The sequence below is a fragment of the Vibrio sp. 378 genome (assembly GCF_033339435.1).
In genome coordinates this window covers 180,237-204,247 of the sequence record NZ_JAWOUO010000002.1, presented here as the reverse complement: position 1 = coordinate 204,247, position 24,011 = coordinate 180,237, and the positions used below count along the sequence as shown (strand labels likewise).

The window sequence follows — 24,011 nt, the reverse complement described above, 5'->3', positions numbered from 1 at the left end:
TATGATGCATTACCTTAATTATATTGATGGTGAGTGGTGCGATTCAGAGCAAGCGCTGACCGTCATGAACCCTGGCACAGCCGAAGCGTATGCGACGATTGCAGAAGCCACTATCACCGATGCCGATCGCGCAATGGCAGCGGCACGTCGAGTGGTCTATCAAGGTCTTCTTTCGGACGTTCGTCCCGCCGTCAGAACCGAGTGGATGTTAAAAGCCGCCGCAGCTATTCGTGAAATGGTTGATGAAGGTGGGTTAGTTGCCTGTCGTGAAAATGGGAAATCTTTGCAAGATGCCAAAGATGAGTTTTTAGAGTCGGCACGTTACTTCGAATACTACGCTGGCATGGCCGACAAGCTGGAAGGCACGTCAATTCCGTTGGGTAAAGACTATGTCGACTTCACTCAATATGTGCCGTTTGGCGTGTCAGTGCAGATTGTGCCGTGGAATTTCCCTGTCTCTATTTGTGCACGCTCATTGGCACCTGCATTAGCCGCAGGTAACGCAGTGGTGATCAAATCGCCAGAGATTTCTCCACTTGCCATGACGTTGTTGATTAAAGCGATTGAAAAAGCGGGCTTCCCAAAAGGCACGATTAACTTGCTATGTGGCAAAGGCTCAGTCGTTGGCAGTCATTTGGTGCAGCACCAAGAGGTCGATCAAATTGTCTTTACGGGTTCTGTTCCAACTGGCCAACGCATCCTGCAAGATTCAGCGCAACGCGCTACTCCATCGGTGATGGAGCTGGGTGGTAAATCGGCTGCTATCGCGCTGAAAGATGCGAGCCTCGAAACACTTTTGAAAAGCGTTCAGGTCGGTATTTTCTTTAACGCTGGTCAAGTTTGTTCGGCAATGTCTCGTTTGCTGATTCAAAAAGAGCGTTATGAAGAAGTAAAAGCGGCGGTTGTGGAAATGGCAAAAAGCCTAACCATTGGCCAAGGCGAAAGCCAGCCGGACATCACACCGTTGGTATCGGCTGATCAACAAGCGCGCGTGCTTGAAATGATAGAACAAGCAAAAGCCGACGGCGCGAACATCCTAACGGGTGGCTACGCCCCTGATTTGTCGGGTTACTTTGTGGCACCGACGGTGATTGAAGCCTCACCAGATATGCGTATTGCTCAAGAAGAAGTGTTTGGCCCTGTACTGGTAATTACACCGTTTGAAACCGAGCAAGAGGCCGTTGAAATCGCGAATGGCACCGATTTTGGCCTGGTCGCTGGTGTCTTTGGTGAAAGCCTAAACCAAACATTGCGTGTGGCACAGCAACTGCGTGGTGGACAAGTGTTCATCAATGAATGGTTTGCTGGTGGCATCGAAACACCATTTGGTGGCGTGGGCTTGTCCGGGTTTGGGCGAGAAAAAGGACAAGAAGCGATTTATAGCTACGTCCAGACACGCAATATTGCCATTCGTTTGCAGCAAGACAGCAACGTATAGCTACCGTGTAACTGTATTTTCATCACCTCGTACCGGCTTGGATTTCAGACCACAAGCTAGGGCGAGGTTGATGGAATCACAACAAATCTGACAGCGGTTTGTAAACACGGAAATTCTGAACAAGGTAGTTGGAGTATAAGTGATGAGAAAGTGGCTCTGTATTATTTGCGGCTTAATCTATGATGAAGCACAAGGTTGGCCATCCGATGGTATTGCACCAGGAACAGCATGGGAAGATGTACCGGATGACTGGTTATGTCCTGACTGTTTAGTGGGTAAGGCCGATTTTGAAATGATCGAAATCACCGACGATGCGCCACTAGAAGAGGTTGCAGCGGTGTCTTCGGCGTCGGTAGAAGCGTCTGTTCAGCCAAATACTGCTCAGCCTCTTCCATCTGAAGTTACTCAACCTGTATTCTCAAATGACCCTATCGTTATCATCGGTAGTGGCCACAGTGGTTACCAGTTGGCGGCGGCACTTAGAGCGCAATCTGAGACGGTTCCGATCACTGTCTTTACCGCTGATGATGGCGCTTTGTACAGCAAACCAGCATTGTCTAATGCACTGGTCATGAATAAAGACGGCGACGCGCTACAAAGTGAGAGCGCGTTGGAGTGGGAAAGCCGTCTCAATATCCGAGTTTACCCGCATACCCGTGTTGAACAGATCGATCGTGCCAATTCAACGTTACATACCTCCATCGGTAAATACGCCTACAGCCGCTTGGTACTGGCAACAGGTGCATCACCGATTGAAATCCCAATTGAGGGCGATCGCTCTTGGGTTATGAGTGTGAACGACTTAGTTGATTACCGCCGTTTCAGAGCGGAGCTGCAAGACAAAAAGCGCATCGCGATCCTAGGTGATGGCTTAATTGGCTGTGAGTTCGCAAATGATCTGATCGAAAGCGGTTATGAAGTAACAGTTATCGGGTTGGGTCAATGGCCAATGGAGCGTTTGATCCCGCAACAGTTGGGTGAATCATTACAAAGCGCACTTGCCGATCGAGGCGTGCAATGGGCTCTACAAGACAGTATCGCCAGAATCGAGCCAAGGTCCGAATCAAGCGCGGTTTTGCATCTAAACAGTGGCAAGCAGATTGAAGCAGACCTAGTGCTAAGCGCGGTTGGACTCAAGCCAAATGTTTCTCTGGCTGAGCGCGCGGGGCTTGAAGTAGGCCGGGGCATTAAAGTGAATCAATTCGGCCAGACGAGTGATGAGAATATTTACTCGCTAGGTGATTGTGTTGAAACTGATCACGGGTGGCAGCCCTATATTGCGCCGATTAATCAAATGATCCCTTCTGTAGCGAAAAGCTTGCTAGGCGATGTCGCCCCTATCTCGTTAACACCAACTCCAGTGATTGTAAAAACGCCGATTCTTCCACTCACGATTTTCCCGGTAGCCGCTGAAGAACAGGGACAATGGTACATCGAGAACCAAGCAGATGAATTGACCGCTGCGTTTTATTCACCAGAAGGAGCAATGCTCGGTTTTGCGTTGCTAGGAAGAAAAGTACAGTCATTACGCGGCCCTTGGCTAGATCAATTGTCATTGAAACTGTCAGCAGCGTAGCGGAGAAAAAAGATGATTCATTTACCCAATGATGACGTGACGTGTGGTTGGTACCATGCGTTGCCAAGTATTCCAGAAAAATCGGCGTTAAAAGGTAAACAAAGTGCTGACTATGCCGTGTTAGGTGCCGGTTTCGCAGGCCTAGCTATGGCAAGACGTTTAGCTGAACTTATGCCTAATGCACGAATTATACTGATTGATGCGCAACGTATCGGCCAAGGGGCTTCAGGAAGAAATTCGGGCTTTGTTATCGATTTGCCTCATAAGTTTTCACTTGAGCATCCCGACCCTGAGCACAAGCAAAAGTTATTATCACTCAACCGTTCTGCGATTGCTCAGCTAAACACTTTAGTGTCGAAGCACAGTATTTCTTGTCAGTGGTCAGCAAAGGGCAAATATCAAGGAGCCGTAGGGGCGCGCGGTGAAGCGTATCTCGATCACTTTGAGCACCTAATGAAAGACCTTGGCGAACCATACTTCCATGTTAATGGCAGTGAGCTGGCGAAAGTCTTGGGAACAAACTACTACAGCCGCGCAATTTACACGCCAGGTGGTTATTTAATGCAACCTGCTGCTTTGGTGCGTGGGCTAGGGGAAAGCCTTCCAGAGAACGTCGAGGTGTTAGAGAACTCGCCAATCCGCAAGCTCAGTAAAGAAAACGGTTGCTGGGTATTACATGGAGATAGTGGCTCTGTTGAAACCCCTGAACTGCTGCTTGGGACCAGCATTTTTACTCGGGAGTTTGGTTATCTTAAAAACAGACTACTTCCAGTGATGACGTTTGCAAGCTGGACGCGTCCATTAACCGACGCAGAAATGCAACGATACGGAGGTGAGCTGAATTGGGGGTTAACTCCAGCTGATCATGCGGGAACGACGTTACGTATGACCGCCGATCGACGTATTTTGATCCGCAATACTTACAAACACGTGCCGAAATATGGCTCAAGCATGAACGATAAAGTCAGAGAACAAATTCGCGACGATCATCGTCAGGTCTTTCTGGCGCGTTATCCCGAGCTGGCCGACGTACCATTTACTCACACATGGGGTGGGGTGTATGCAATCTCTCGTAACTTTACTAACTTTTTCGGTCAATTAGATGAAGGTGTTTATGCCAGCGCTTGTGACAATGGTGTTGGTGCTGCGTGGGGAACCATTTCTGGAACACTGTTAGCTGACTATGTCGTTGGTGCGACATCTAAATCATTGGATGACATACAGCAAGTGACAGGAATGCCTTGTTTGAATCCGCCAGAGCCTTTTTTAGGTTTGGGAGTAAAAACGCGTATCCAATTAGCAAAATGGCAAAGCCGGAGTGAATTATGAAGCCAGTCAAACTTGTTGATAGTAAAAGTCTAGATTTCAATGTTCGTGGTGATACGCCAGGAATGGCGTATGTTGCCAGGGCGTTAAGCCCAGAAATTTCACCAAACATAGGCGTAGGCTTTGCTAAATGGGAAGGCGCTAAAGTGGCTTGGACAGTGCTTTATGATGAGGTTATTTTCGTGATTGAAGGCTGTTTCGAGCTGACCGCAAATGGTGAAACACATTTTGTGCACCCAGGTCAGATGCTGTGGATACCGGAAGGGACTGAATTGGTTTATGGTGGGCATGCTCTGTTCGGCTATGTGGTTCATCCAGGAAACTGGAAAGAGTTACATGGTATTAAATGACTTTTATCATTTAGTTGTTTTTCGGAAAGGCAAAATAAAAATCTGATTTTTAACCATAACTTTTCGCAAAAGAACTTAATCTCAATGGAGCAAGGGTTTCATACTTGCTATGTTTCTTGGTCACGTTTCCAGACGTGTTAGACCTTTCTCAATTGCTATTTTATCTATCAAAAAGGGAAGCCTTGGCTTCCCTATAATGAGTCTTCTTTTGGCTTGGCTAAATCTTTTATTTTAGCTCAAATTTACCCTGCATGATTGCCCAGTGACCCGGGAACGAACAGAAGAATGAATAGTCACCGCCGGCTTTCATTTTCTCAGTACTGAACGTAATGCTGGTGCTTTCACCGCCACCAATTACTTTTGTGTGAGCGTAGACGCGATCATCATTTGGTTTTACGTAGTTATTTTCTGCTCCAGCTGCCATGCCGTCAGTACCGACTGCTTGTAGGTTGGCAGTGTCAGATATGACCACGTTGTGACCCATCGATTGCGCTGGCATCTTACCTGTGTGGTTCAGCGTCAGTTTTACCTCTTTACAAGTGGCTGGTACGCTCAATGTTTTAGTAGAAAACTGCATCATATCGTTAGCATCTAATGACACTTCACACTCGGCACTGGCTTGGGCACCAAAGCTCATTCCTACTAATGCGAAGGTTGTTGCTAATAAACGTAAAGACATATAACACTCTCCATTTTGTATTTTAGGCTGACTTGGATTGATCTTATCCAATAGTTCTCATTATCAGCCAATTTTCACTCCAAAAACGTGCTTCAATCGGTATATTGACGTTTTGTTGCAAGCTTGTACTGGTCAGTTCCGCTATTTGATCACTCAAATGCCTTATTTCATGCGATTGCGTGAGTTAAATCAAAAGTCGTGATTAGCCAGAGTTAAGGTGAAAATAATCTCGCTAAACGGGTGGAAGAATTGTTTGGTTTTACGGTATTGGAGAGGTTTCGAGAAAGAAGCTCAGCTAAATTGCTGAGCTTCTAGAGAACAGACGACAAGTAAACCTAGCGAGTTTGTTTTAACGTGTGCAACACATCATGCAGTGAAGGTGCGACAGTATGGCCTAATTGCTTTATTTCGTCACAAGGCTCAACCAGATCAGGAATTTGATAAGTGATCATGTTCGCTGCTACCGCAGCACGTACGCCATTATTTGAATCTTCAAAGGCGAGACATTTGGTTGGATCTACGCTTAGACGACTTGCTGCAAGCAGGTAGATCTCTGGATCAGGTTTGCCGTGTGACACTTCACAGCCTGTCGTTAAGTTGTCGAAATACTTGCTTAGGCCCGCTAACTCCAACTTCTTCTGTGCCACTTCTTTTGCTGTAGAAGTGGCGACTGCAATTGGCAACCCTTGGCCTTTCAACCACTCAAGCAGCTCAATCACCCCTTCTTTTACCGGTATCGCTTGGTGCTTAACCACAGCGTCGTAACGGTCGCGCCACTCTTGGTGTAAGCGGTCAAGATCATCCCCATAAGCTTTACGAAAAATCACTTCAATGCCCGCTGCATTGCGACCAATGATTGAAAGGTAAACATCTTTATAGAAGGGTAGGTTCTGGGCTTCACATGCTTCTTGGAAAATATGCATACAGACGCGCTCAGTATCAAGGAGCAAACCATCCATATCAAAAATAGCAGCTTGGTAGTTCATTACATTAAGACTTTTTGGTTGGGATGGCGCATTTTGACACAAGCAGATCGGTTTTTCTTCTAAAAATTAGAACTTGATTTTGATCCTATGAGTTCACATTGCCTCTGAACACACTATACACAGAGTCTATAAATTAGGTGTGAAATATAATGTTTTTAAAATTATAAAATTCAGTTAAATAGATAAAACTCTATCTTAATATAAGCTAGAGTTTTATTAATATTCTATTGTTATTTTAACTATTGGATAATTTATTAATAGTTAAAATTAATAATAAAATAATACCAAATCACGATTGTTTACGACTGCATGAGTGTACCAGCTCTTGACTTCAGATATTTGTTGCTCTGATAAGCCTCCGAAGTCAACGTTATCTTGGTGAATATCTTGATTTTTTATCATAAAAACAACAGGGAAATCGTCAGGGAATGGGAATTTTATAGGATAATCGGTATTAGTGAATGGAATATCGCAGAAATCGTTTACATCGCAAGGATACCAAGAGTTATTGGATAAGTAATAACCAGTTATCTTACATATAGCTTCAAGCAAGTAAGCATAGGCGTAACCCAAGTGACTGTATTTTATCTCTTCAGACAACATTTGCATAAGAAGCTCTTCAGCTCGGATGCTTTCGCCACTACTTTCCAGCATTTCATTAATCACTTTAAAGGAGTCTTGACACCTTTCCATGATGGCTTTTTCTAGCTCTGGATTACGCTCATTCTTTAGTACGTTAAAAACCTTTTCAGTATCTAATGAATATACTGTCGCCCCATATCCCATATTTTTATTCTCCTCACTTTTATACAGTTAAATTCATTTAAGTGTTTTTATCGAAGGGATTATATTTTGATGTTTTTTGAAGGTAAAGTGTATACATAGAGGTTGTATTTATTATGATGAACTTTGAAAGTTTAGATTCTTAAAATAAATACTATATATTTAATTTTATTAGATCTGGCTCATAAAAATACCTTAACTATTATTGTGTTTATTGTTAAGGGTTATTAAATCTGTGAGGTGGTTCAAGACAATAAAATTTAGAAGAAAATACCGTCAAACTTAGGTGGCTATTCTATCTGAGCACTCAGCTCACTACTTATAGTGGGCTGAGTGAGCGGTTGGGCATCGGCTCTTTATTTGGCGATGAATATGCCATATTAGGTGATATTCGTTAGTGTCTATTTTATCCCCAGCCGTTTTGCTAATCGGTGCAAATTGCCGTTATCTAATTCAAGCTGACGTGCCGTTGCTGCCCAGTTGCCTTGGTTTTTTTCCAGAGCTCGAACAATCATCGCTTTTTGGAAGGCGTCTGTGGCAGGCTTTAATCCGCCTTCTGGTAGCTCAAGCCGAGATTTTTGTTCCGTTTTTTCAACGTTCTTGATGTTCTGATTCGGCGTTCGAATATCAAAATCTTGCTCAACTAACTCAATGTCCATGGCGTGAGTACGCGCCTTTGCCAAAACACCAGCACGTTTAATGACATGTTCAAGCTCTCGCACGTTGCCTGGCCATGAATAGTCTTTGAGTGCCTGCACCAAAGTGGGAGACAAACGAATGCTGTTCAATCCCAATTTGCTTCTTAAGCGTTCGGCGAAAAAGCCCGCTAACAACACCACATCGTCTTCACGTTCACGAAGAGGTGGAACATGAAGCGGGAAGACGCTTAGGCGGTGATATAAGTCGGCTCGGAAGCGACCAGCAGTCACTTCTTCATGCAATATACGATTGGTGGCGGCGACAATGCGTGTGTTGACTCGAATATGGCGGTCATCACCCACACGTTGGATGTCGCCGTATTGAAGGGCTCGAAGTAACTTGGCTTGCAGCTCTAACGACAGTTCCCCGACTTCATCCAAAAACAGTGTGCCGCCGTCGGCTTGTTCGAACTTACCCTTTCGATTACTGATTGCGCCTGTAAAAGCCCCTTTGATATGGCCGAACAACTCGCTTTCCGCGACTGATTCCGGCAGCGCCGCACAGTTGAGGTAAACCAAAGTATTGCTAGAGCGACTAGAGCGATGGTGAATAGCGCTCGCAACCAACTCTTTACCCACGCCCGTTTCTCCCATCACTAGCACAGACAATTCAGTATCGGCGACTGCATCAATCTGCTCTTGAAGATTTTTCATGCCCACAGAGTTACCAATGATTTCATTACTTAAGGTGCGTTTCTCGGCGTAAGAGTCGCGTGGCAGGCTCGCTTGTGTCTCTAGCTGTTCTAGTAGGAGTGCAGTGTGTAGGCCACCTGCTGCCAACGCGCTGACAAAACGTAACTCTTGGTTGCGTAGCCCATCAAATTGATTGGGGTCGAAGGCGTCAATCGTAATGGCACCAATCAGTTGATCGTCGATCAGCAGAGGTAAACCAATGCAGGAATGGACATGCAGTTTGTCATCGTGGTTTGGAATCAAGCCATCGTATGGATCAGGTAAGTCGCTGTCGGAGGGAAAGCGCACGATATCGCCTGCTCGGGCAATGGCTTCTAATCTTGGGTGCTGCTCAATGGAGAAACGGCGTCCAAGGACCTCTTTCGCCAATCCATTGATCGCTAAAGGTTTAAAGTGCTGGTCTTCATAAAAAAGAAGGGCAGAAGAGTCACACTTCAATACCTCTCGAATTGTGGTTAATAACGTGTCAAAGCGAGCCTGTTGAGTGAGCGCCGAGTTAAGGTCTTGCGTGATGTGTAGCCATTGCGCGATTAAAGAAGTCATAGCCAATACCGATTGTGTCAATATGACTATTGTAGTGTCTAAATGACAATTTTCAACTGTGTCTAAATGACAGCCATTGAAGTTGGGTTTTAATTAAGATATTGAAATATATAGCAATTAAAAGTTGGCACGCCCAGTGCAATACAAGAAGAAATTATTTTTGTTTATCTCGTCATTCAAGGTAGTAATTATGACAATTCACGTAAAAAACAACATCCACTGGGTAGGTCAACGCGATTGGGAAGTTCAAGACTTCCACGGTACAGAATACAAAATGACAAAAGGTACCAGCTACAACAGTTATCTAATTCGTGAAGAGAAAACCGTATTGATTGATACGGTCGATCACCGATTCAGTCAACAATTCATCCAAAATTTAGAAATGGAAATCGACCTTAAGTCTATCGACTTTATCGTGGTAAACCATGCTGAAGAAGATCACTCAGGCGCATTGTCGGCATTGATGGAGAAGATTCCGAACACGCCAATTTACTGTACAGAAGCGGCGATTGATTCGATTGTGGGTCATCATCACCATCCTGAGTGGAACTTCAAAACCGTAAAAACGGGCGATAGCATTGATATTGGTAACGGTAAGCAATTGGTCTTCGTGGAAGCGCCGATGCTGCATTGGCCGGACAGTATGATGACTTACCTAACTGGCGATGCAGTGTTATTCAGCAATGACGCATTTGGTCAGCACTACTGCGATGAACGTCTGTTCAATGATGAAGTGGATCAAAATGAGTTGATGGAACAGTGTTTGCGTTACTACTCAAACATCCTAACGCCATTCAGCAGCTTGGTAACCGCAAAAATCAAAGAAGTGCTGAGTTTCAATTTGCCTGTCGATATGATCGCTACGTCACACGGTATTGTATGGCGCGATAATCCAGTTCAAATCATCGAGCAATACTTAGCATGGGCAGACAATTATCAAGAAGATCGCATTACGATTTTCTACGATTCTATGTCAAACAACACCCGAATGATGGCCGATGCAATCGCGCAAGGCATTCACGATGTCGACCCTGGCGTGGCGGTCAAAGTCTTTAATGTCTCTAAGCATGATAAGAATGAAATTCTCGCCAATGTATTCCGCTCAAAAGGCATCTTGGTTGGTTCGTCTACCATGAATAACGTCATGATGCCGAAGATCGCTGGCATGCTAGAAGAAATTACCGGTCTGCGCTTTAAAGCGAAAAAGGCCGCTGCATTCGGTAGCTACGGGTGGAATGGTGGCGCGGTGGATCGTATCCATGCTCGATTGACTGATGCAGGTTTTGAAACCGCGGTGAGTTTGAAAACTAAATGGCGACCAGATGGTAAAGCGATGCGTGAATGTCGCGAACATGGTCAGAACATCGCGAAATTGTGGGCAAGACATTACCTGAAAAGTTCTGTTACTTCTCCGGCGATTGCTGCGTCTGCACCACAAGTTCAATCACAACCCGCTGCGCCAACGACAACACAAGCGGTAGAAGAAGTTGCTGCTCCTAGCAACCCTAGTACCGAGGCGCATCCCGCAGATTGTCAATGCATGGTGTGTACAGTTTGTAATTGGGTGTACGACCCAGCTAAAGGTGAGCCTAATCAAGGCGTTGAACCGGGTACGGCATGGTCTGAAGTGCCAGATTACTTCTTGTGCCCAGAATGTCACTTGGGTAAAGACGTTTTCGTTGAATACAACGGTTAGGAGGGAATATGCAAGCACCTATTGTGATTATTGGTAGCGGCTTTGCGGCTTACCAATTGGTGAAAACAGTGCGTCGAATGGACGCACATATTCCGCTGCAAGTGTTTACTGCTGATGATGGCGCGGAATACAACAAGCCTGATTTGAGTCATGTATTCAGCAACAAGCAAACCGCCCAAGACTTGGTAGTTAAAAGTGGTGAGGCGTTCGCACAGGAACACAACATCGAACTGTTCGCCCATACCATGATTGAGCATGTCGACGTGCAAGCTCAGCAAGTGGTCGCCAACGGCCAAACCTATCCTTACTCCAAACTGGTGCTTGCGACAGGCGCGAAAGCCTTTGTGCCACCAATATCTGGCGATGCAGCACCTGAGGTGATGACGCTAAACTCGCTACAAGAATATCAATTAGCGGAAGAGCAAATTAGCCGTGCGAAACGAATTCTAGTAATGGGTGGTGGTTTGATCGGCGTCGAGATCGCCATGGATCTCGCAACCAGTGGTAAAGCAGTTACGGTGGTTGAGCCAAATCCCCGTTTGCTCGCTAACTTGATTCCTGAATTCGTCGCATTGCCGCTTGAAAATCAACTTAAGCAGCAAGGTATTCAACTTGCTTTGGAGACTGGAGTTGTCGCGATCAATCACTCGGATGATTCGCTGGTGGCAAGCTTGAGCAAAGGTAAGGCAATCGAAGCTGATGTAGTGATTTCAGCGGCGGGTTTACGTGCTAACACTTGGTTAGCGAAGGCTTGTGGGTTGAGTATCAATAAAGGCATCGAGGTGGATGCTCGATTACAGACATCAGCAGCCAATGTATTTGCATTAGGCGATTGCGCTGAGATCCAAGGTCGAATGATGCCGTATCTCCAACCGATCGTGCTAAGTGCCAATGTTTTAGGGAAACAACTACTGGAGCAAGAAGCAGAGTTGAAACTACCGCCTATGATGGTAAAGGTGAAAACGCCGAGCTACCCAATTCAATTGGCAGGCGATTTTAGTTCGGTGACGAACTGGAGCGTGCAGATTTCTCAAACTGGCATTGCCGCGAAAGCAGAAGATGAAAATAGCCGACTCATGGGCTTCGTTGTGACGGGAGAACAAGTTACGCAAGCATTTCCATTACTTCGAGAGTTGTCTCAAGCCGGTCAGGCTTAACCGATTTAAACGAAAAGAATTGTAATTAGAGAGGGTTCATTATGTCGCATCTACGAATTCCTAAAGACTGGACTGTTCAACGTTCAACACCTTTCTTCACTAAAGACAATGTGCCACCAGCGCTACTGACTCATCACAATACCGCTGAGGGAGTGTTTGGACAACTGTGCGTCATGGAAGGGCAAGTGACTTACTACGGCTTTGCTGATGAAAATGTCACAGAAGCAGAAGTAGTGGTGGTGATTAATGCAAGCCAGTTTGCTACAAGTCCACCGCAGTACTGGCACCGCATTGAGATGAGCGATGATGCTCAGTTCAACATCAATTTCTGGTCGAATAAGGACAAGAGTGGGCAAGCGATGTTCCATGCTAAGCAGTAGTAAACCTTTTTAAGTGCTTTGACTGTTATGCTAATCGTCAAGTAAAGGGGTGTAGAAGGCGCAATAAACGAACTGAAACACTGGATCATCGAGACCGTGGAAAGAGAAATCACGAGTAATGATTTCAATTCTTTAGTAGCATGTTACGAAACATTTCAGTCAGGTGAACTAAGGGAAGCGTGCAATGGAAAAACAACGAGTAGCATTTATTGGTCTGGGTGTGATGGGATACCCAATGGCTGGTTACCTAAGTAAAGCGGGCTTTGAAACCAAAGTATACAACCGCACAAAAGCGAAAGCAGACAAATGGGCTGAAGAATACCAAGGCGTAGCTTGTGAAACACCACGTGAAGCGGCGGAAGGCTGTGACATCGTTTTTACCTGTGTGGGTAATGATGATGACGTTCGTAGCGTTGTTTACGGTGAAGAGGGCATTCTGGTCGGCTTGAAAGCGGACGCAGTGCTAGTCGATCACACGACCACTTCTGCAGACCTAGCGGTTGAGCTGGCTGAAGCGTGTGTTAAGTACGGTAATCACTTTATTGATGCGCCAGTTTCTGGTGGTCAAGCGGGCGCAGAAAATGGTGTTCTAACCATCATGTGTGGTGGTGAACAAAGCATTTTTGACCGTGTGTCTCCGGCGATGGATGTGTACGCGAAGCAGATGACGCTACTGGGTGAAAACGGTCAGGGTCAACGCTGTAAGATGGTAAACCAAATCTGTATTGGAGGCGTTTTACAAGGTCTGAGTGAAGCTTTGTTGCTAGCACAAAAATCAGGCTTGGACATTGCTCAAGTTGTAGAAACACTTAAGCATGGCGCTGCAGGTTCTTGGCAGATGGAAAACCGCGCAAATACGATGGCTGAAGACAAGTTCGATTTTGGCTTCGCTATTGATTGGATGCGCAAAGACTTAGGTTTCTGTCTGCAAGAAGCTGAGCGAGTGGGTCTAGAACTTCCACTGACTAAGAAGGTGGATGAGCAATACGCAGACCTTCAACGTGATGGTTTAGGTCGCATGGATACATCAGTACTGATCAAAGCGGTAGCTAAAAATCAGTAGTTGATGAATCAGTAATAGATAAACAGTTCTTTGGTATCAAAGAGCTTAAAGAAATCTAAGTTAATCATAATGAATCACCTTGAGCATGTTTTGTGACTTGTGATTAAGGATTAGTGATTTGAAATCAGGAGGTGCTGTAGAGCACCTCCTTTTTTTCGTCTTTAAATCACACAGTGTAATGATTGCAGCGTTCGCTTACTTGTTTAAGCCTAGTGCAATTTCAAGACCTTTGCCGTACGCTTCGTCCGCTTGGTATGCGTGTTGAACGTGGCGCTGTTGGATGAACTCTGGCACACCGTCCATTGCGCGAGCTGTGTTGTCGAACAGAGTTTGACGTTGCTCTTCACTCATCAGACGGAATAGGTCACCCGCTTGGCTGAAGTAGTCTTCGTCTACACGGTGATCGTAGTGATCAGCGTTGCCGTTGATGCGTAGAGGTGGCTCAGAGTAATCTGGTTGCTCTGCCCATTCTTGTTTGTAGTTTGGCTCGTAACCTAGTGTTGAACCAAAGTTGCCATCAACGCGCATTGCGCCATCGCGGTGGTAGCTGTGAACAGGGCAACGAGGTGCGTTCACTGGTATTTGATGGTGGTTCACACCTAGACGGTAACGCTGAGCATCGCCGTAAGCGAACAGACGACCTTGTAGCATTTTATCTGGAGAGAAGCCGATACCAGGTACGACTGCTGCTGGGTTGAACGCTGATTGCTCAACTTCTGCGTAGAAGTTTTCTGGATTACGGTTCAGTTCGAACTCACCAACTGGGATCAGTGGGTAATCTTTTTGAGACCATACACGTGTTAGGTCGAATGGGTTGAAGTTGACTTCATCCGCTTCTAGCTCAGGCATGATCTGTACGTACATCTTCCATTTAGGGAAGTCTTGACGCTCAATCGCTTCGTAAAGGTCACGGTGATGGCTTTCGCGGTCTTTACCTACGATCGCTTCTGCTTCTTGGTCAGTTAGGTTTTTGATGCCTTGCTGAGTTTTGAAGTGGAATTTTACCCAGTAACGCTCGTTTTCTGCGTTGATGAAGCTGAATGTGTGGCTACCAAAACCATGCATATGACGGTAAGAAGCAGGGATACCACGGTCACTCATTACGATAGTCACTTGGTGGAATGCTTCAGGTAATGACGTCCAGAAATCCCAGTTGTTGGTAGAGCTACGCATGTTAGTGCGAGGGTCGCGTTTTACTGCGTGGTTTAGGTCTGGGAATTTTAGTGGGTCACGTAGGAAGAATACTGGTGTGTTGTTACCAACCAAGTCCCAGTTACCTTCTTCAGTGTAGAATTTTAGTGCGAAACCACGGATGTCACGTTCTGCGTCTGCTGCACCGCGCTCACCAGCTACAGTAGTGAAGCGAGCGAATAGTTCTGTTTTTTTTCCGATGTCAGAGAAGATTTTAGCGCGAGTGTATTTTGTGATGTCGTGCGTTACTGTGAACGTACCGTAAGCACCAGAACCTTTTGCGTGCATACGACGCTCAGGGATCACTTCGCGGTCAAAGTGTGCCAATTTTTCAAGGAACCAAACGTCTTGTAATAGTTGAGGGCCACGAGGACCTGCAGTCATAACGTTTTGGTTATGTGCGACAGGGCAACCTGCTGCTGTAGTCAATTTCTTGTTTGTCATTTTTCTTCCCCCTCCAGGGCTCAATACCTTAGAAACTGTAGAGGAGGTTATTACGGAAAAGCTGGAGGAGAAAACTGATATTGCTTATCAATTCAATAGATGGTGACTATGGTCGAAACTATATTAGAATCAGAAATTTACTACATTAGCTTGATTGACATAACAATCGACGTTCTCGAAAGCGATTGACTGGGGGGGGGAGCGCTATCCAGTTAGCGTGCCTGCGATGCTAGTAATATCGCCCCTTAAATGAAGTTTTACGTGTCATCAAAGGGGCGAAAGGGGGGAAGTAATTAAGAGTACTTCACTTCAAGTTGTTCAGCTTTTGCAAATGCTGGGTGTGTCGCGAGCTGTTTCCCATAACGTTCAATATTAGGGAAGTGATTAACTAAACCAAACTTTTGAACCAATTCGACAATGAAAGACATCATGATGTCTGCGCCAGTCAGCCGCTCTTCTACTAGGTAAGTTTTGCCTTCTAAGGATTGCTCGAAGTAGCCTAGTACATTCATTGCTTCCTTGTCGGCATAGCCTGATAAAAACTGAGTTTCATTTGGCTCTTTGCTTACGAAGATTTTTAGCAGCATAGGTAAAATTGCAGAGCTTTCTGCAAAGTGCATCCATTGCAAATATTCTGTGTGTGCTTTTGTACCACGCTCAGGAGCAAAGGCTCCGTCACTGTATTTCTCAATCAAATATTCGGTCATTGCACCTGACTCAATGATAATCTCGCCGTTATCTTCAAGAACAGGTGACTTTCCTAATGGGTGAACACTTTTTAGTTCTGGCGGTGCCATGAAGGTCACGGAATCACGGACATAGGGTACAATCTCGTAATTTACATCTAGCTCTTCAAGTAACCAAATGATGCGCTTTGAACGAGACTGATTGAGGTGGTGAAGTTTAATCATTTACATATCCCTTTTTATAATGGGTCGTTAATCTGTACTACAAGCTTGCCGAAATTCTTACCTTCCAACAGACCGATGAATGCTTCTGGCGCATTATCCAGTCCTTGTACTAGATGTTCGCGGTATTGGATCTTTCCTTCTGCCAACCATTGATTAATATCTTGCGCAAATTCACCGTAACGATGTCCGTAATCATCAAAAATGATGAAGCCTTGCACCTTGATTCGTTTGGTCAGGAGCTTACCCATTAGTAATGGAAGATGGTCGGTACCTTCAGGCAGCTCTGTCGCGTTGTACTGAGAAATCAAACCACAAAGTGGGATACGCGCATTTGTATTCAGAAGTGGCATTACAGCCTCGAATACTTTGCCACCTACGTTTTCGAAGTAAACATCGATACCTTTGTCACAGGCATTTTTCAGTTGTTCTGCAAAGTCTTCAGCTCTGTGATCAATACACTCATCGAAACCAAGCACCTCTTTAGCGTAACGGCATTTTTCTTCTCCGCCTGCTATACCAACAACTCGGCAACCTTTGATTTTACCAATTTGACCAACTGTTGCGCCTACAGGCCCCGTAGCAGCTGCTACCACGATGGTTTCCCCTGGTTTTGGCTGACCAATGTCGAGTAAACCCATGTACGCGGTAAATCCTGGCATACCTGCAACGCCTAACGCGTAAGAAGGGTTTTGCGGTTCTTTACCAAGTTTAATGACCATCTCACCAGTTGAGATAGCGTAGTCTTGCCAGCCAACAGTGTAGGCAAGAACCCATTCACCTGCTTCGTAATCTGGGTGGTTTGATGCTTCTACCTGACAAACTGTACCACCGACCATTACGTCATCAATTGCAACAGGGTCAGCGTATGATTCGGCATCACTCATGCGACCACGCATGTATGGATCTAGAGATAAATAAACCGTTCTCAATAGCATTTCACCCTCTTTCGGAGTCGGTTTCGTTACCTCTTCTAAACGAAAGTTTTCTTGTGTCGGTGCACCATGGGGACGTGACGCGAGTACTATTCTGCGATTTGTTGCGTTAGTCATATCTATCTCACTTGTTGATTAGACCGGTCGTCTAGTATTTATTTCAAAATATCCCGCTTATGTAAAGCGGGAAGGTTTACTGTGTTAACACTGACGCTTTTTCTGACAGTGAAACGTGTGTAGGGTGTTCATTCTGCTTCCACGCCGCCCGTTATGGGCAAGTGCGCGTATTCTGCAGTAAGTGTTGAGTATAGGTCAGACTTTGCGTCAATGCTGCCTGATCTTGATAAAGTTTGTTCAGCAAGCTAGCGCCATTCCAAAGGTAGTATATCTGCCTTGCTAATAACGCACTGTCACCATTGGGGATTGAGCCATCTTGAATGCCGATGTCAATGCAATCCGCTATCGCTTGAATGGTTTTGTCTGCTCCTTGGCGTAATGCCAAGCGCATTGACTCAGAGAGATCGGAGACTTCTGCACTTAACTTAACCAATAAACATTTGTTCGCATTACACACGTCGTCTTCTACTTTGACCATTTCTTCGAAATAGCTCATTAGGCGTTGGTAGCCACTCAGTTCAGTATTGGTAAAGCGTGCGTTTAAACGCTCAAAATACTTAGTAAAGTAGTCTTGAATCATCGCTTCACCAAATTGTTCTTTGGATTTGAAGTAATGATAAAACGAGCCTTTTGGCACTGCGGCCTTTTTTAATAGCTCTGAAAGACCAACACTCGTGAACCCTCGGTTTACGATCAACTCGTATCCGACGTCGAGAATATGTTGGCGTGTGTCATTCGTCTTTGCGTTCATGAAGTGTACTATAGAATGAATTAGACCAGTCGTCTAGTATTTGTTGTGGGTTATTTAATCAGCTCATACTCAATAACAAAGAGCGTGTCGGTATTTGGGTAGATTTCTCGAATTAACTGCTTGAGTTTTGGTAGTTCGATGGCTTCTTGTTCTGCATGAAACTCATTAATATCTTCAAAGTGAAGTGGTTCTACAGAACGTATCTTGATATCGCAGACTTTACGATCCGTTTCTAAGGTAAAAACTTCGACTTCTGTATTGGGTACGTAATGGCTTTCTGATTCATCTCGAATCGTTATCGTCTTTTTGCCTGACGTGATCAACGGGGTTAAGAATTCAAAAAAAGTAATCTTGGTTGGATGAGATGGCATGATGTACTCGTTAGTCTGGTTGTTTGGCGTAATTATATACCCAAATACCCCAGAGATTCCTGTCTTACTAGAACGATCGAGCGCGGATGAGGCGAATTAACTTGGCACTAAAGTAACCTGAGATAACGCCTATCCAGTTGGTGCTGAGATCATCAAAACTAAATGATCGATTTGGAATAAAAAGTTGGCTCATTTCTTCCATTGAAACGATAGCCAACAGCAGTAGCAAAAGACGAATCCCAAAAACGTCGGTTTTATTCGAGCTCACCAGAGAAGGGAACGTGAAGACCGATAAAAAGCCGATCAATAAACTGAAAGTAAAGTGAAGCGTACTCGATCCGCCTAAGTAGGTTTCCATTTGCAGGTAAGCAGTATGGTGTAGATCAGAGCTTTTCCACAAAGAGAGTGAAGCGGTTAGCATCAGGACTAAAACAAAACTCGTGCGTGCCAGTATTAAAGCCATAATTAACCTATTGGAAAGAAGCCTAAGTAACGTTTTACAAAGTACAGTGCAGCTAAATTCTGGATAGCCATGCCAATTGCCATTGCCCACGCTGCACCAATCACCCCAAACATTTGGCAAAGCGTAACAAGTAGGCAGATGGACACCGTACCGGAGGAAATTGTAATGTATTTCATGGTTCTCTCATGACCGCTCATTAATAATAAAAACCCTACTGAACCAGTCGCAACATTGACTAACTGCCCCAGAGAAAGGACGACTAATAGTGGCGCCGCGGCGAGAAACTCCTCACCAAAAAACTGCATTACAAACTCGGGGAAGAGGGTGCAAATAATTACGGGTACAATCGCTAAACCAACATTGGCTCGGCACGCCAAGCGGCTCAGGTTCTGCAGTTTGAGCATTTGACGCTCTTTGTAGAGAGAGGCAAACATCGGGGCGACCACAAAGTTAATGGTAATCAGCACAAAGCCAATCAGTAGTGATGTACGTTGGGCTGCGGCTAACAAACCGAGTTCCGCTGTTGAGATAAAAAAGCCCGTAATAACAAGGCTTCCCCATTGAAGAACATTCGTGAAGATACTGCCAACCCAGACTTGCTTGGCAGAAGAGACCATTTTTTTGTTTGGTACGAAAGCCGATGTTTGATATTGATCTGAGCCAAGCCAATTGGCACTAGATATGACCGCGACACCTATGCTCGCTAAAAGCAGTGCGGTCATTAGATTGTTGATATTTTGCTGACCGATATAGTCTAGGGCAAAGACAAAAATGACCATCAACATGCTTACCCCAAGCTGCAACGCAAACAGAGATGATACGACTTTTCTACATGCTTGAAGCACCCGACTGTTGGTTTGCGCAAGCACCAAGAAAGGTATGCAAAGCAAGCATAAAGTAATCGCATACATTGGTGATTGAGTCTGGTTTAGCTGTTCTGGAAACAGATTAAACCCTGCCAACAAAACGCCTATGGCGAGCAAGCAAAATGCCATACTTCGATAAAGTGCGGTTTTATAGTTTTGGCTTTGTTCAAGCTTCTCTTTGTTATTAAAAGCGATCGCATTGTAACGAACTAACGAGACATCAAAACCTAGCTGAGAAACGATGGCGAGTAGCGAGACTAGGTTGAATAAAAAGAAAAATTGACCGGCCGTCGAAGCGTCACTGGTCTTCGATACAATCAGAGTCAGTAAAAAAGCAAATAGCGCACTCAACACACGCGTGATTGCGGTTTTTAATCCAGTAGATAACAAGCTTTTTTTACCGCTGGGCATCAACAGTAATTTTTGTTGAACAGTGTGAAACATAGGGGCATTTAACCGTAAAGTTTATTGAGTGCGAGGCGCTGTTTTTCTTCACTGAAGGCATCGTTTAATTCTGCTGTATATTGGCGAAAATCGATCTCTTCATAATGATTGACACAATGCGCGATCTGCTTGGCCATTTCTTCAGGTGTGAGCGCTAAAAACGGGTAGTTGAGATCTTTGGTTGCGCCGATGGTCCGAATAACCATAGGAAGATGTAACTTGGATGCTTCTAGAATGGTTAACGGCATCCCTTCCCATGCTGCAGTATGTAGATAAAGGTCTGAACCCTTGAGCTTTTCAACTACCTCATCGCGAGGCAGCATGCCCGTTACATCCACATTTTCAGTGCGTAATTTCTGTTCGAGTACGTGGTCACCGCCACCTATCCATGTGATCTCTATCGGGCGGTTAAGCGCATACCGATTAAGGAACTGCAATGTGCTGATAAGAAACTGAGGATCTTTTTGGGGCGCGACACGACCAAGTACAACGAGCTTCAGCGCTTCTTGCTTGTTTCGCTCTATACGATCTTCACTTTGATAAGACACGTAGTTGTTGAGCAGTTCGGCACGTTTCGCACCAATGCTAATGGCTAGGTCACACTCTCGTTGGCTACAGCCTGCAACCACATCAATTTTGCTCAGTTTTACTTTCTCTAGTGCTTTATAGATCTGGCGTGCAAGCTCTGAGATATCTTCACGTTCGAAGGCATAACAGTGCGGTGTGTAAACCAAGCGTGCCTTGCCAAGCTTTAGAAATCGGCCGAGAAATCCTGCTTTACTCGAGTGCAAATGCACGACGTCGGGACCAAGTGATGCAATCATGTGGTTTGCATCGCGAATAAATTGAAGCAAGCCGCCTTCTACCCACTTTGTCTGTACGAAAATGTGGTGGTTGTTCTCATTGGTCAAGTCGTTTTCTCGGGCTCTGGCTAGCAAGAAATGCTGATAAGGCTCGTCTCTGGATGAGTGAACATAACTATAGAGGGCGGTTTGAACGCCACCTCCAAATGCTTCTGTAACATGGAGCACTTTCTTCATGATGATTTTGTCCCTGGTGTTTGCATCCATTTGTGTTTAAAAGCATCACGCTCTTGCTCTGAATAAACGTGGCGATACAAGGGAAGATCGTACATATAGAACAGTTTTGAGAAGTCGTAGTGATTCTTAAAGTGTTGGTGGATATTGGAGTACCACTTGTTTTTCGCTTCGTTGCTGTTTTTCAGCACGAAGTCTTGCAACTCAAGAAACTCACCGATTTCTTTATCAAGAGAACTGAGCTGTTCGCACTTGATTAGCATGACGTTGGCCTGATCGTTCTGGAATGTGAAGAAAGGTTGAGTGTTGTCCAGCTCTTGGCGCATCACATCGATATTGAAATTACGCTTTAACTCGTTGTCGAACCAGTCCGCAAAATAGTTGAGATTGATATAGTTATCAAAGCAATGCTCGAGGTGCTGATACGTGACTTCCATATCTCGGTGAATTGCATCATTCTTTTTGCCTTCGATAAATTGCAAATGGAGGTCTTGAAAGAAACGAGAAAAGACAGTTGCGATTGGATCGCGGACCAGCGTAACGATTTTAATCTGCTCGCGTTTTTGTAAGATACGTTTTCGCTGCTTGAGCACTAAGCGATAGAGTGCGCGGTTTCGGAAGTCGAAGAATTTACTCACGTCTTTTTTATTGTGATACATGTGAAATTCTTCGTGATCATCAAAGGTGTGGATGTGATAGCTCGGGATATTTTTCTCCCCTAGCGTGTGCTCAATTGATGAGGAGCCAACTTTGCCCATTTGGTAAACTAAAACAAAATTATCAGCTTGGAGTTCTCGGTTCTTTTCAAATTGTCGAGAGATTGAATACTTCATCTATCCTATCCTTGATTATTCATATTCGTGGTGATGGTTTACCGGAAAAGTATGAGCAATGGCCCTTGAGTCGTTGCTCATGCTGATCATGACGGGTAATAAGAGTATTAAAATTATGGTGGTGTTTACCGCAACGAAAAACACCATGATGAGGGCGTATATCGCAAGTAATAGGCTTTTTCTGTTTTCATTAAGACTACGGAAGCAAAAGCGAATAAAAAGAAAATAACCACCAAACAGCAGACCGATACCAAGCAATCCGTATTCAATTGCGGTATCTAACACAAAGTTGTGGGTGTAGATCGCCAGCTCATCATAGTTAAAGTAACTGATCATAAAGTTGGGTAACATTTTCGCGCCGACACCTAGCACTGGGTGTTGAAGTAAAATATCTAGCCCATTGGCAAGTAAAAGTTTTCTATGAAGATTCGATACCCAGCGGGCTTCACTTTGGTTGGCAAATAAGACGTCTTCTTGGGTTATTTCCAATGTGTCTGCTAGCGTTTCAAACCCAACGTAGAGTGTGGTTGTGACGGCAGTAAACACAATGAAGCTCAAGGCTAATAAAATCGCCCACGTGTACGTTTCGCTGAGCGATTTTCTCATTAAGTTTTTTACGAGCAGTTGGTCAAAGAAGAAAAGCAGACAAAAACCAAGTAGCGCTTTTCTTTCTTGTGACAACACCAGTAATACTAAAGCTACGAGCATCAAAAGGTGAAAAGCGCGAATTTTATCTCGATAAAGGTACAGTAGTGAGCACAGTACACCGAACCCGTATTTACTTACCCCGAGTAACTTAAACCCGCTTTGATAACCCTGAGCAAAGTGCCATAAGGCAACGAGCGTACAGATGAAAAACAACAGATACGTGAAATAAACCATTACCCGTTCGTCATCAAACACGCCATAGGCGTACATTAGGCTCAGTAGGCACAAAATCGCTAACCATTGCACAGTTTCTATAACTAGCGGCATTAAAGGGACGCGATTTAGCAGACCATTTATGAACACATACCCAGTGAACAATACGAGGAACCCTATACAGGGATGCATGAGTTTTTCAGCTTTTCCTTCCAATACCACTAATGCAGTAAAACCAATAGACAAAAGGCTTGCGATGTCAGATGGGGCTAGCGCTATTCCTCCAGCACGAAACTTCATAGGAATAAAGAACAATGCTAATAGGCATGCTGCAAGCAATGAGGCGCGATGGCTCGATGGCACGGAACTATTTGTTGGCGCAAAGCTGCTGGTAGATTCCATAGTAACCTTCACGAAATTTATCGATGGTGTAGAGAGAGGCCCTATTGACTGAGTATTGACTTGCAGCGTCGTACCGCTCAACACTTTCACACAGCTGGAGCACTTTTTGGCTCAGTTCAGTGGCGTTACCAACTTGAAATAAATATTCGGCACGTCCGGTGACGTCATCCAAACCAGGTACGTCCGACGATAGTACGGGTAAGCCTGCTGCCATTGCCTCAACCGCCGCCAAACCAAAGCCTTCGACGAGCGACGATTGCACGTAAATATCCATGTCGTTCAAAAAGGCTGGAACGTCTGAAACTACGCCATGAAAGTGAACACGTTGCGCGACGTTGATTTTTGTTGCCAATTCTTGCAGTGACGATTTTTTTTCTCCATCTCCCGCAAGGTGGAGTTCGTATCGTCTTGGTAAATGGATAAGTGCTTGGATAAGCGTTTCATGATCTTTATGTTGGTGAAGTCGGCCCACCATTCCAATCTTGATAACTGGTTTGTCGATTAGGTGGCTGGCGAATCTTGGCGTCATAGAAAACCTTTTTAAATCAACGCCATTGTGCACCACGTGATATTTGTGTTGGTAGCGAGGCATGAACTTCACCAGTTCATCTTGTACTTTTTCACTAATACTGACCGTCAAGTCGTGGCCCCAATACAAGACGTATTCCATGAACTTAAACAGCGGATAGTCACGTCGACGGTTATAAGAACAGTGCTCAGTCTGGATTCGTTTTTTACCTACCGCCAATAGCGCTAGGTAAATGGAAGGGTAGAGGTGCCCGTGAACGACATCCGGCCAACGCAGCAAAGAGAATTTCTCACTCAATGACAAAGTGCGCCAGTTAAAACACTCTATCCCTTGGGCGGATAGCATTGGTAAGTAATCATTTTCATCACACAAGACCAAAATTTTGATTTCGTATTCAGGCTTATGTTCTAAAACAAGGTCGACTAAGAACTTCTGAGCACCGCCGTTCTGAGAAAGATCATTGATAATATGTAGAATCTTGGTTTTCATGA

23 protein-coding genes and 1 pseudogene are annotated in these 24,011 nt (G+C 44.9%); 9 read left to right on the top strand and 15 right to left on the bottom strand.

Translation table 11 applies throughout. From position 1 onward, the window contains the following. Window position 1: 1 nt before the first annotated feature. The 5 genes and pseudogenes from R7Q48_RS04340 (at window position 2) to R7Q48_RS04320 (ending at window position 4,690) form a co-directional block, all read left to right on the top strand. Window positions 2–1,438, top strand: coding sequence for an aldehyde dehydrogenase family protein (locus R7Q48_RS04340; protein WP_053303840.1), 1,437 nt, complete (start codon window positions 2–4; stop codon window positions 1,436–1,438). A gap of 142 nt (window positions 1,439–1,580) precedes the next feature. Continuing rightward, window positions 1,581–1,742 (top strand): annotated as a pseudogene (locus R7Q48_RS04335) (rubredoxin); the annotation flags it as partial. Further along, window positions 1,731–3,014 carry an NAD(P)/FAD-dependent oxidoreductase gene (locus R7Q48_RS04330; protein WP_225452563.1) on the top strand — a complete coding sequence of 428 codons (1,284 nt, stop codon included), beginning with the start codon at window positions 1,731–1,733 and terminating at the stop codon, window positions 3,012–3,014. The pseudogene R7Q48_RS04335 and the gene R7Q48_RS04330, both read left to right, overlap by 12 nt. A 12-nt stretch (window positions 3,015–3,026) precedes the next feature. Continuing rightward, on the top strand, window positions 3,027–4,343 hold the full coding sequence (locus tag R7Q48_RS04325) for an NAD(P)/FAD-dependent oxidoreductase (protein WP_005385877.1): 1,317 nt from the start codon (window positions 3,027–3,029) through the stop codon (window positions 4,341–4,343). Next, complete coding sequence (locus tag R7Q48_RS04320; protein ID WP_033906751.1) at window positions 4,340–4,690, top strand: ethanolamine utilization protein EutQ; 351 nt, start codon at window positions 4,340–4,342, stop codon at window positions 4,688–4,690. Before R7Q48_RS04325 ends, R7Q48_RS04320 begins: the two co-directional genes overlap by 4 nt. A 226-nt stretch (window positions 4,691–4,916) precedes the next feature. On the opposite strand, the gene azu is transcribed toward R7Q48_RS04320, so the two are convergent. The 4 genes from azu to norR all read right to left on the bottom strand — a co-directional run bounded on the left by azu (window position 4,917) and on the right by norR (window position 9,072). Then, a complete protein-coding gene (azu, locus tag R7Q48_RS04315) occupies window positions 4,917–5,369 on the bottom strand; it encodes an azurin (RefSeq protein ID WP_005375211.1) in 453 nt (150 codons plus the stop codon). Window positions 5,370–5,704: 335 nt separating this feature from the next. Further along, window positions 5,705–6,355 (bottom strand): HAD family hydrolase, encoded by a 651-nt coding sequence (locus R7Q48_RS04310; RefSeq protein WP_005385872.1) that lies wholly within the window; start codon window positions 6,353–6,355, stop codon window positions 5,705–5,707. A 267-nt stretch (window positions 6,356–6,622) separates the two neighbouring features. Beyond that, the gene (locus R7Q48_RS04305) at window positions 6,623–7,141 is read right to left on the bottom strand and encodes a hypothetical protein (protein ID WP_005375218.1); all 519 of its coding nucleotides are present in this window, start codon (window positions 7,139–7,141) and stop codon (window positions 6,623–6,625) included. A gap of 398 nt (window positions 7,142–7,539) precedes the next feature. Further along, window positions 7,540–9,072, bottom strand: a complete 1,533-nt coding sequence (gene norR, locus R7Q48_RS04300; RefSeq protein ID WP_167415892.1) for a nitric oxide reductase transcriptional regulator NorR — start codon at window positions 9,070–9,072, stop codon at window positions 7,540–7,542. A gap of 190 nt (window positions 9,073–9,262) precedes the next feature. Here norR and norV point away from each other — a divergent pair, with 190 nt between their 5' ends. The 4 genes from norV to R7Q48_RS04280 all read left to right on the top strand — a co-directional run bounded on the left by norV (window position 9,263) and on the right by R7Q48_RS04280 (window position 13,368). After that, the gene (gene norV / locus R7Q48_RS04295; protein WP_167415893.1) at window positions 9,263–10,768 is read left to right on the top strand and encodes an anaerobic nitric oxide reductase flavorubredoxin; all 1,506 of its coding nucleotides are present in this window, start codon (window positions 9,263–9,265) and stop codon (window positions 10,766–10,768) included. 8 nt (window positions 10,769–10,776) lie between these two features. Next, on the top strand, window positions 10,777–11,925 hold the full coding sequence (norW, locus tag R7Q48_RS04290) for an NADH:flavorubredoxin reductase NorW (protein ID WP_033906754.1): 1,149 nt from the start codon (window positions 10,777–10,779) through the stop codon (window positions 11,923–11,925). 41 nt (window positions 11,926–11,966) lie between these two features. Beyond that, window positions 11,967–12,305 carry a DUF1971 domain-containing protein gene (locus R7Q48_RS04285; protein WP_033906755.1) on the top strand — a complete coding sequence of 113 codons (339 nt, stop codon included), beginning with the start codon at window positions 11,967–11,969 and terminating at the stop codon, window positions 12,303–12,305. A gap of 184 nt (window positions 12,306–12,489) precedes the next feature. Further along, the gene (locus R7Q48_RS04280) at window positions 12,490–13,368 is read left to right on the top strand and encodes an NAD(P)-dependent oxidoreductase (protein ID WP_017821261.1); all 879 of its coding nucleotides are present in this window, start codon (window positions 12,490–12,492) and stop codon (window positions 13,366–13,368) included. A 195-nt stretch (window positions 13,369–13,563) separates the two neighbouring features. On the opposite strand, the gene R7Q48_RS04275 is transcribed toward R7Q48_RS04280, so the two are convergent. From R7Q48_RS04275 to R7Q48_RS04225, 11 genes are all read right to left on the bottom strand, one after another. After that, window positions 13,564–15,003, bottom strand: a complete 1,440-nt coding sequence (locus tag R7Q48_RS04275; protein ID WP_017821260.1) for a catalase — start codon at window positions 15,001–15,003, stop codon at window positions 13,564–13,566. 293 nt (window positions 15,004–15,296) lie between these two features. After that, window positions 15,297–15,914, bottom strand: coding sequence for a glutathione S-transferase family protein (locus R7Q48_RS04270; RefSeq protein ID WP_005375238.1), 618 nt, complete (start codon window positions 15,912–15,914; stop codon window positions 15,297–15,299). A 14-nt stretch (window positions 15,915–15,928) separates the two neighbouring features. Continuing rightward, on the bottom strand, window positions 15,929–16,963 hold the full coding sequence (locus R7Q48_RS04265) for an NADP-dependent oxidoreductase (protein ID WP_017821259.1): 1,035 nt from the start codon (window positions 16,961–16,963) through the stop codon (window positions 15,929–15,931). 151 nt (window positions 16,964–17,114) lie between these two features. Continuing rightward, window positions 17,115–17,714 (bottom strand): TetR/AcrR family transcriptional regulator, encoded by a 600-nt coding sequence (locus tag R7Q48_RS04260; protein ID WP_005385858.1) that lies wholly within the window; start codon window positions 17,712–17,714, stop codon window positions 17,115–17,117. Window positions 17,715–17,764: 50 nt separating this feature from the next. Further along, window positions 17,765–18,085 carry a N(4)-acetylcytidine aminohydrolase gene (gene yqfB / locus R7Q48_RS04255; protein WP_005385855.1) on the bottom strand — a complete coding sequence of 107 codons (321 nt, stop codon included), beginning with the start codon at window positions 18,083–18,085 and terminating at the stop codon, window positions 17,765–17,767. A gap of 67 nt (window positions 18,086–18,152) precedes the next feature. Then, window positions 18,153–18,548 carry a VanZ family protein gene (locus R7Q48_RS04250; RefSeq protein WP_318132179.1) on the bottom strand — a complete coding sequence of 132 codons (396 nt, stop codon included), beginning with the start codon at window positions 18,546–18,548 and terminating at the stop codon, window positions 18,153–18,155. Between the two features lie 2 nt (window positions 18,549–18,550). Next, on the bottom strand, window positions 18,551–19,858 hold the full coding sequence (locus tag R7Q48_RS04245; RefSeq protein WP_213893291.1) for an oligosaccharide flippase family protein: 1,308 nt from the start codon (window positions 19,856–19,858) through the stop codon (window positions 18,551–18,553). An 8-nt stretch (window positions 19,859–19,866) separates the two neighbouring features. Beyond that, a complete protein-coding gene (locus R7Q48_RS04240) occupies window positions 19,867–20,898 on the bottom strand; it encodes a glycosyltransferase family 4 protein (RefSeq protein WP_017821257.1) in 1,032 nt (343 codons plus the stop codon). Continuing rightward, the gene (locus R7Q48_RS04235; RefSeq protein WP_005375258.1) at window positions 20,895–21,728 is read right to left on the bottom strand and encodes a putative capsular polysaccharide synthesis family protein; all 834 of its coding nucleotides are present in this window, start codon (window positions 21,726–21,728) and stop codon (window positions 20,895–20,897) included. Before R7Q48_RS04235 ends, R7Q48_RS04240 begins: the two co-directional genes overlap by 4 nt. A 15-nt stretch (window positions 21,729–21,743) precedes the next feature. After that, a complete protein-coding gene (locus R7Q48_RS04230; RefSeq protein WP_186585137.1) occupies window positions 21,744–22,991 on the bottom strand; it encodes an O-antigen ligase family protein in 1,248 nt (415 codons plus the stop codon). Beyond that, window positions 22,957–24,009 carry a glycosyltransferase gene (locus R7Q48_RS04225; protein ID WP_186585139.1) on the bottom strand — a complete coding sequence of 351 codons (1,053 nt, stop codon included), beginning with the start codon at window positions 24,007–24,009 and terminating at the stop codon, window positions 22,957–22,959. Before R7Q48_RS04225 ends, R7Q48_RS04230 begins: the two co-directional genes overlap by 35 nt. Between the last annotated feature and the right edge of the window lie 2 nt (window positions 24,010–24,011).

Excerpts from the sequence above, each read along its gene's own strand:
- R7Q48_RS04340 (WP_053303840.1), top strand. The coding sequence starts at position 2 with ATGATGCATTACCTTAATTATATTGATGGTGAGTGGTGCGATTCAGAG.
- R7Q48_RS04330 (WP_225452563.1), top strand. The coding sequence starts at position 1,731 with ATGATCGAAATCACCGACGATGCGCCACTAGAAGAGGTTGCAGCGGTG.
- R7Q48_RS04325 (WP_005385877.1), top strand. The coding sequence starts at position 3,027 with ATGATTCATTTACCCAATGATGACGTGACGTGTGGTTGGTACCATGCG.
- R7Q48_RS04320 (WP_033906751.1), top strand. The coding sequence starts at position 4,340 with ATGAAGCCAGTCAAACTTGTTGATAGTAAAAGTCTAGATTTCAATGTT.
- azu (WP_005375211.1), bottom strand. The coding sequence starts at position 5,369 with ATGTCTTTACGTTTATTAGCAACAACCTTCGCATTAGTAGGAATGAGC.
- R7Q48_RS04310 (WP_005385872.1), bottom strand. The coding sequence starts at position 6,355 with ATGAACTACCAAGCTGCTATTTTTGATATGGATGGTTTGCTCCTTGAT.
- R7Q48_RS04305 (WP_005375218.1), bottom strand. The coding sequence starts at position 7,141 with ATGGGATATGGGGCGACAGTATATTCATTAGATACTGAAAAGGTTTTT.
- norR (WP_167415892.1), bottom strand. The coding sequence starts at position 9,072 with ATGACTTCTTTAATCGCGCAATGGCTACACATCACGCAAGACCTTAAC.
- norV (WP_167415893.1), top strand. The coding sequence starts at position 9,263 with ATGACAATTCACGTAAAAAACAACATCCACTGGGTAGGTCAACGCGAT.
- norW (WP_033906754.1), top strand. The coding sequence starts at position 10,777 with ATGCAAGCACCTATTGTGATTATTGGTAGCGGCTTTGCGGCTTACCAA.
- R7Q48_RS04285 (WP_033906755.1), top strand. The coding sequence starts at position 11,967 with ATGTCGCATCTACGAATTCCTAAAGACTGGACTGTTCAACGTTCAACA.
- R7Q48_RS04280 (WP_017821261.1), top strand. The coding sequence starts at position 12,490 with ATGGAAAAACAACGAGTAGCATTTATTGGTCTGGGTGTGATGGGATAC.
- R7Q48_RS04275 (WP_017821260.1), bottom strand. The coding sequence starts at position 15,003 with ATGACAAACAAGAAATTGACTACAGCAGCAGGTTGCCCTGTCGCACAT.
- R7Q48_RS04270 (WP_005375238.1), bottom strand. The coding sequence starts at position 15,914 with ATGATTAAACTTCACCACCTCAATCAGTCTCGTTCAAAGCGCATCATT.
- R7Q48_RS04265 (WP_017821259.1), bottom strand. The coding sequence starts at position 16,963 with ATGACTAACGCAACAAATCGCAGAATAGTACTCGCGTCACGTCCCCAT.
- R7Q48_RS04260 (WP_005385858.1), bottom strand. The coding sequence starts at position 17,714 with ATGAACGCAAAGACGAATGACACACGCCAACATATTCTCGACGTCGGA.
- yqfB (WP_005385855.1), bottom strand. The coding sequence starts at position 18,085 with ATGCCATCTCATCCAACCAAGATTACTTTTTTTGAATTCTTAACCCCG.
- R7Q48_RS04250 (WP_318132179.1), bottom strand. The coding sequence starts at position 18,548 with ATGGCTTTAATACTGGCACGCACGAGTTTTGTTTTAGTCCTGATGCTA.
- R7Q48_RS04245 (WP_213893291.1), bottom strand. The coding sequence starts at position 19,858 with ATGTTTCACACTGTTCAACAAAAATTACTGTTGATGCCCAGCGGTAAA.
- R7Q48_RS04240 (WP_017821257.1), bottom strand. The coding sequence starts at position 20,898 with ATGAAGAAAGTGCTCCATGTTACAGAAGCATTTGGAGGTGGCGTTCAA.
- R7Q48_RS04235 (WP_005375258.1), bottom strand. The coding sequence starts at position 21,728 with ATGAAGTATTCAATCTCTCGACAATTTGAAAAGAACCGAGAACTCCAA.
- R7Q48_RS04230 (WP_186585137.1), bottom strand. The coding sequence starts at position 22,991 with ATGGAATCTACCAGCAGCTTTGCGCCAACAAATAGTTCCGTGCCATCG.
- R7Q48_RS04225 (WP_186585139.1), bottom strand. The coding sequence starts at position 24,009 with ATGAAAACCAAGATTCTACATATTATCAATGATCTTTCTCAGAACGGC.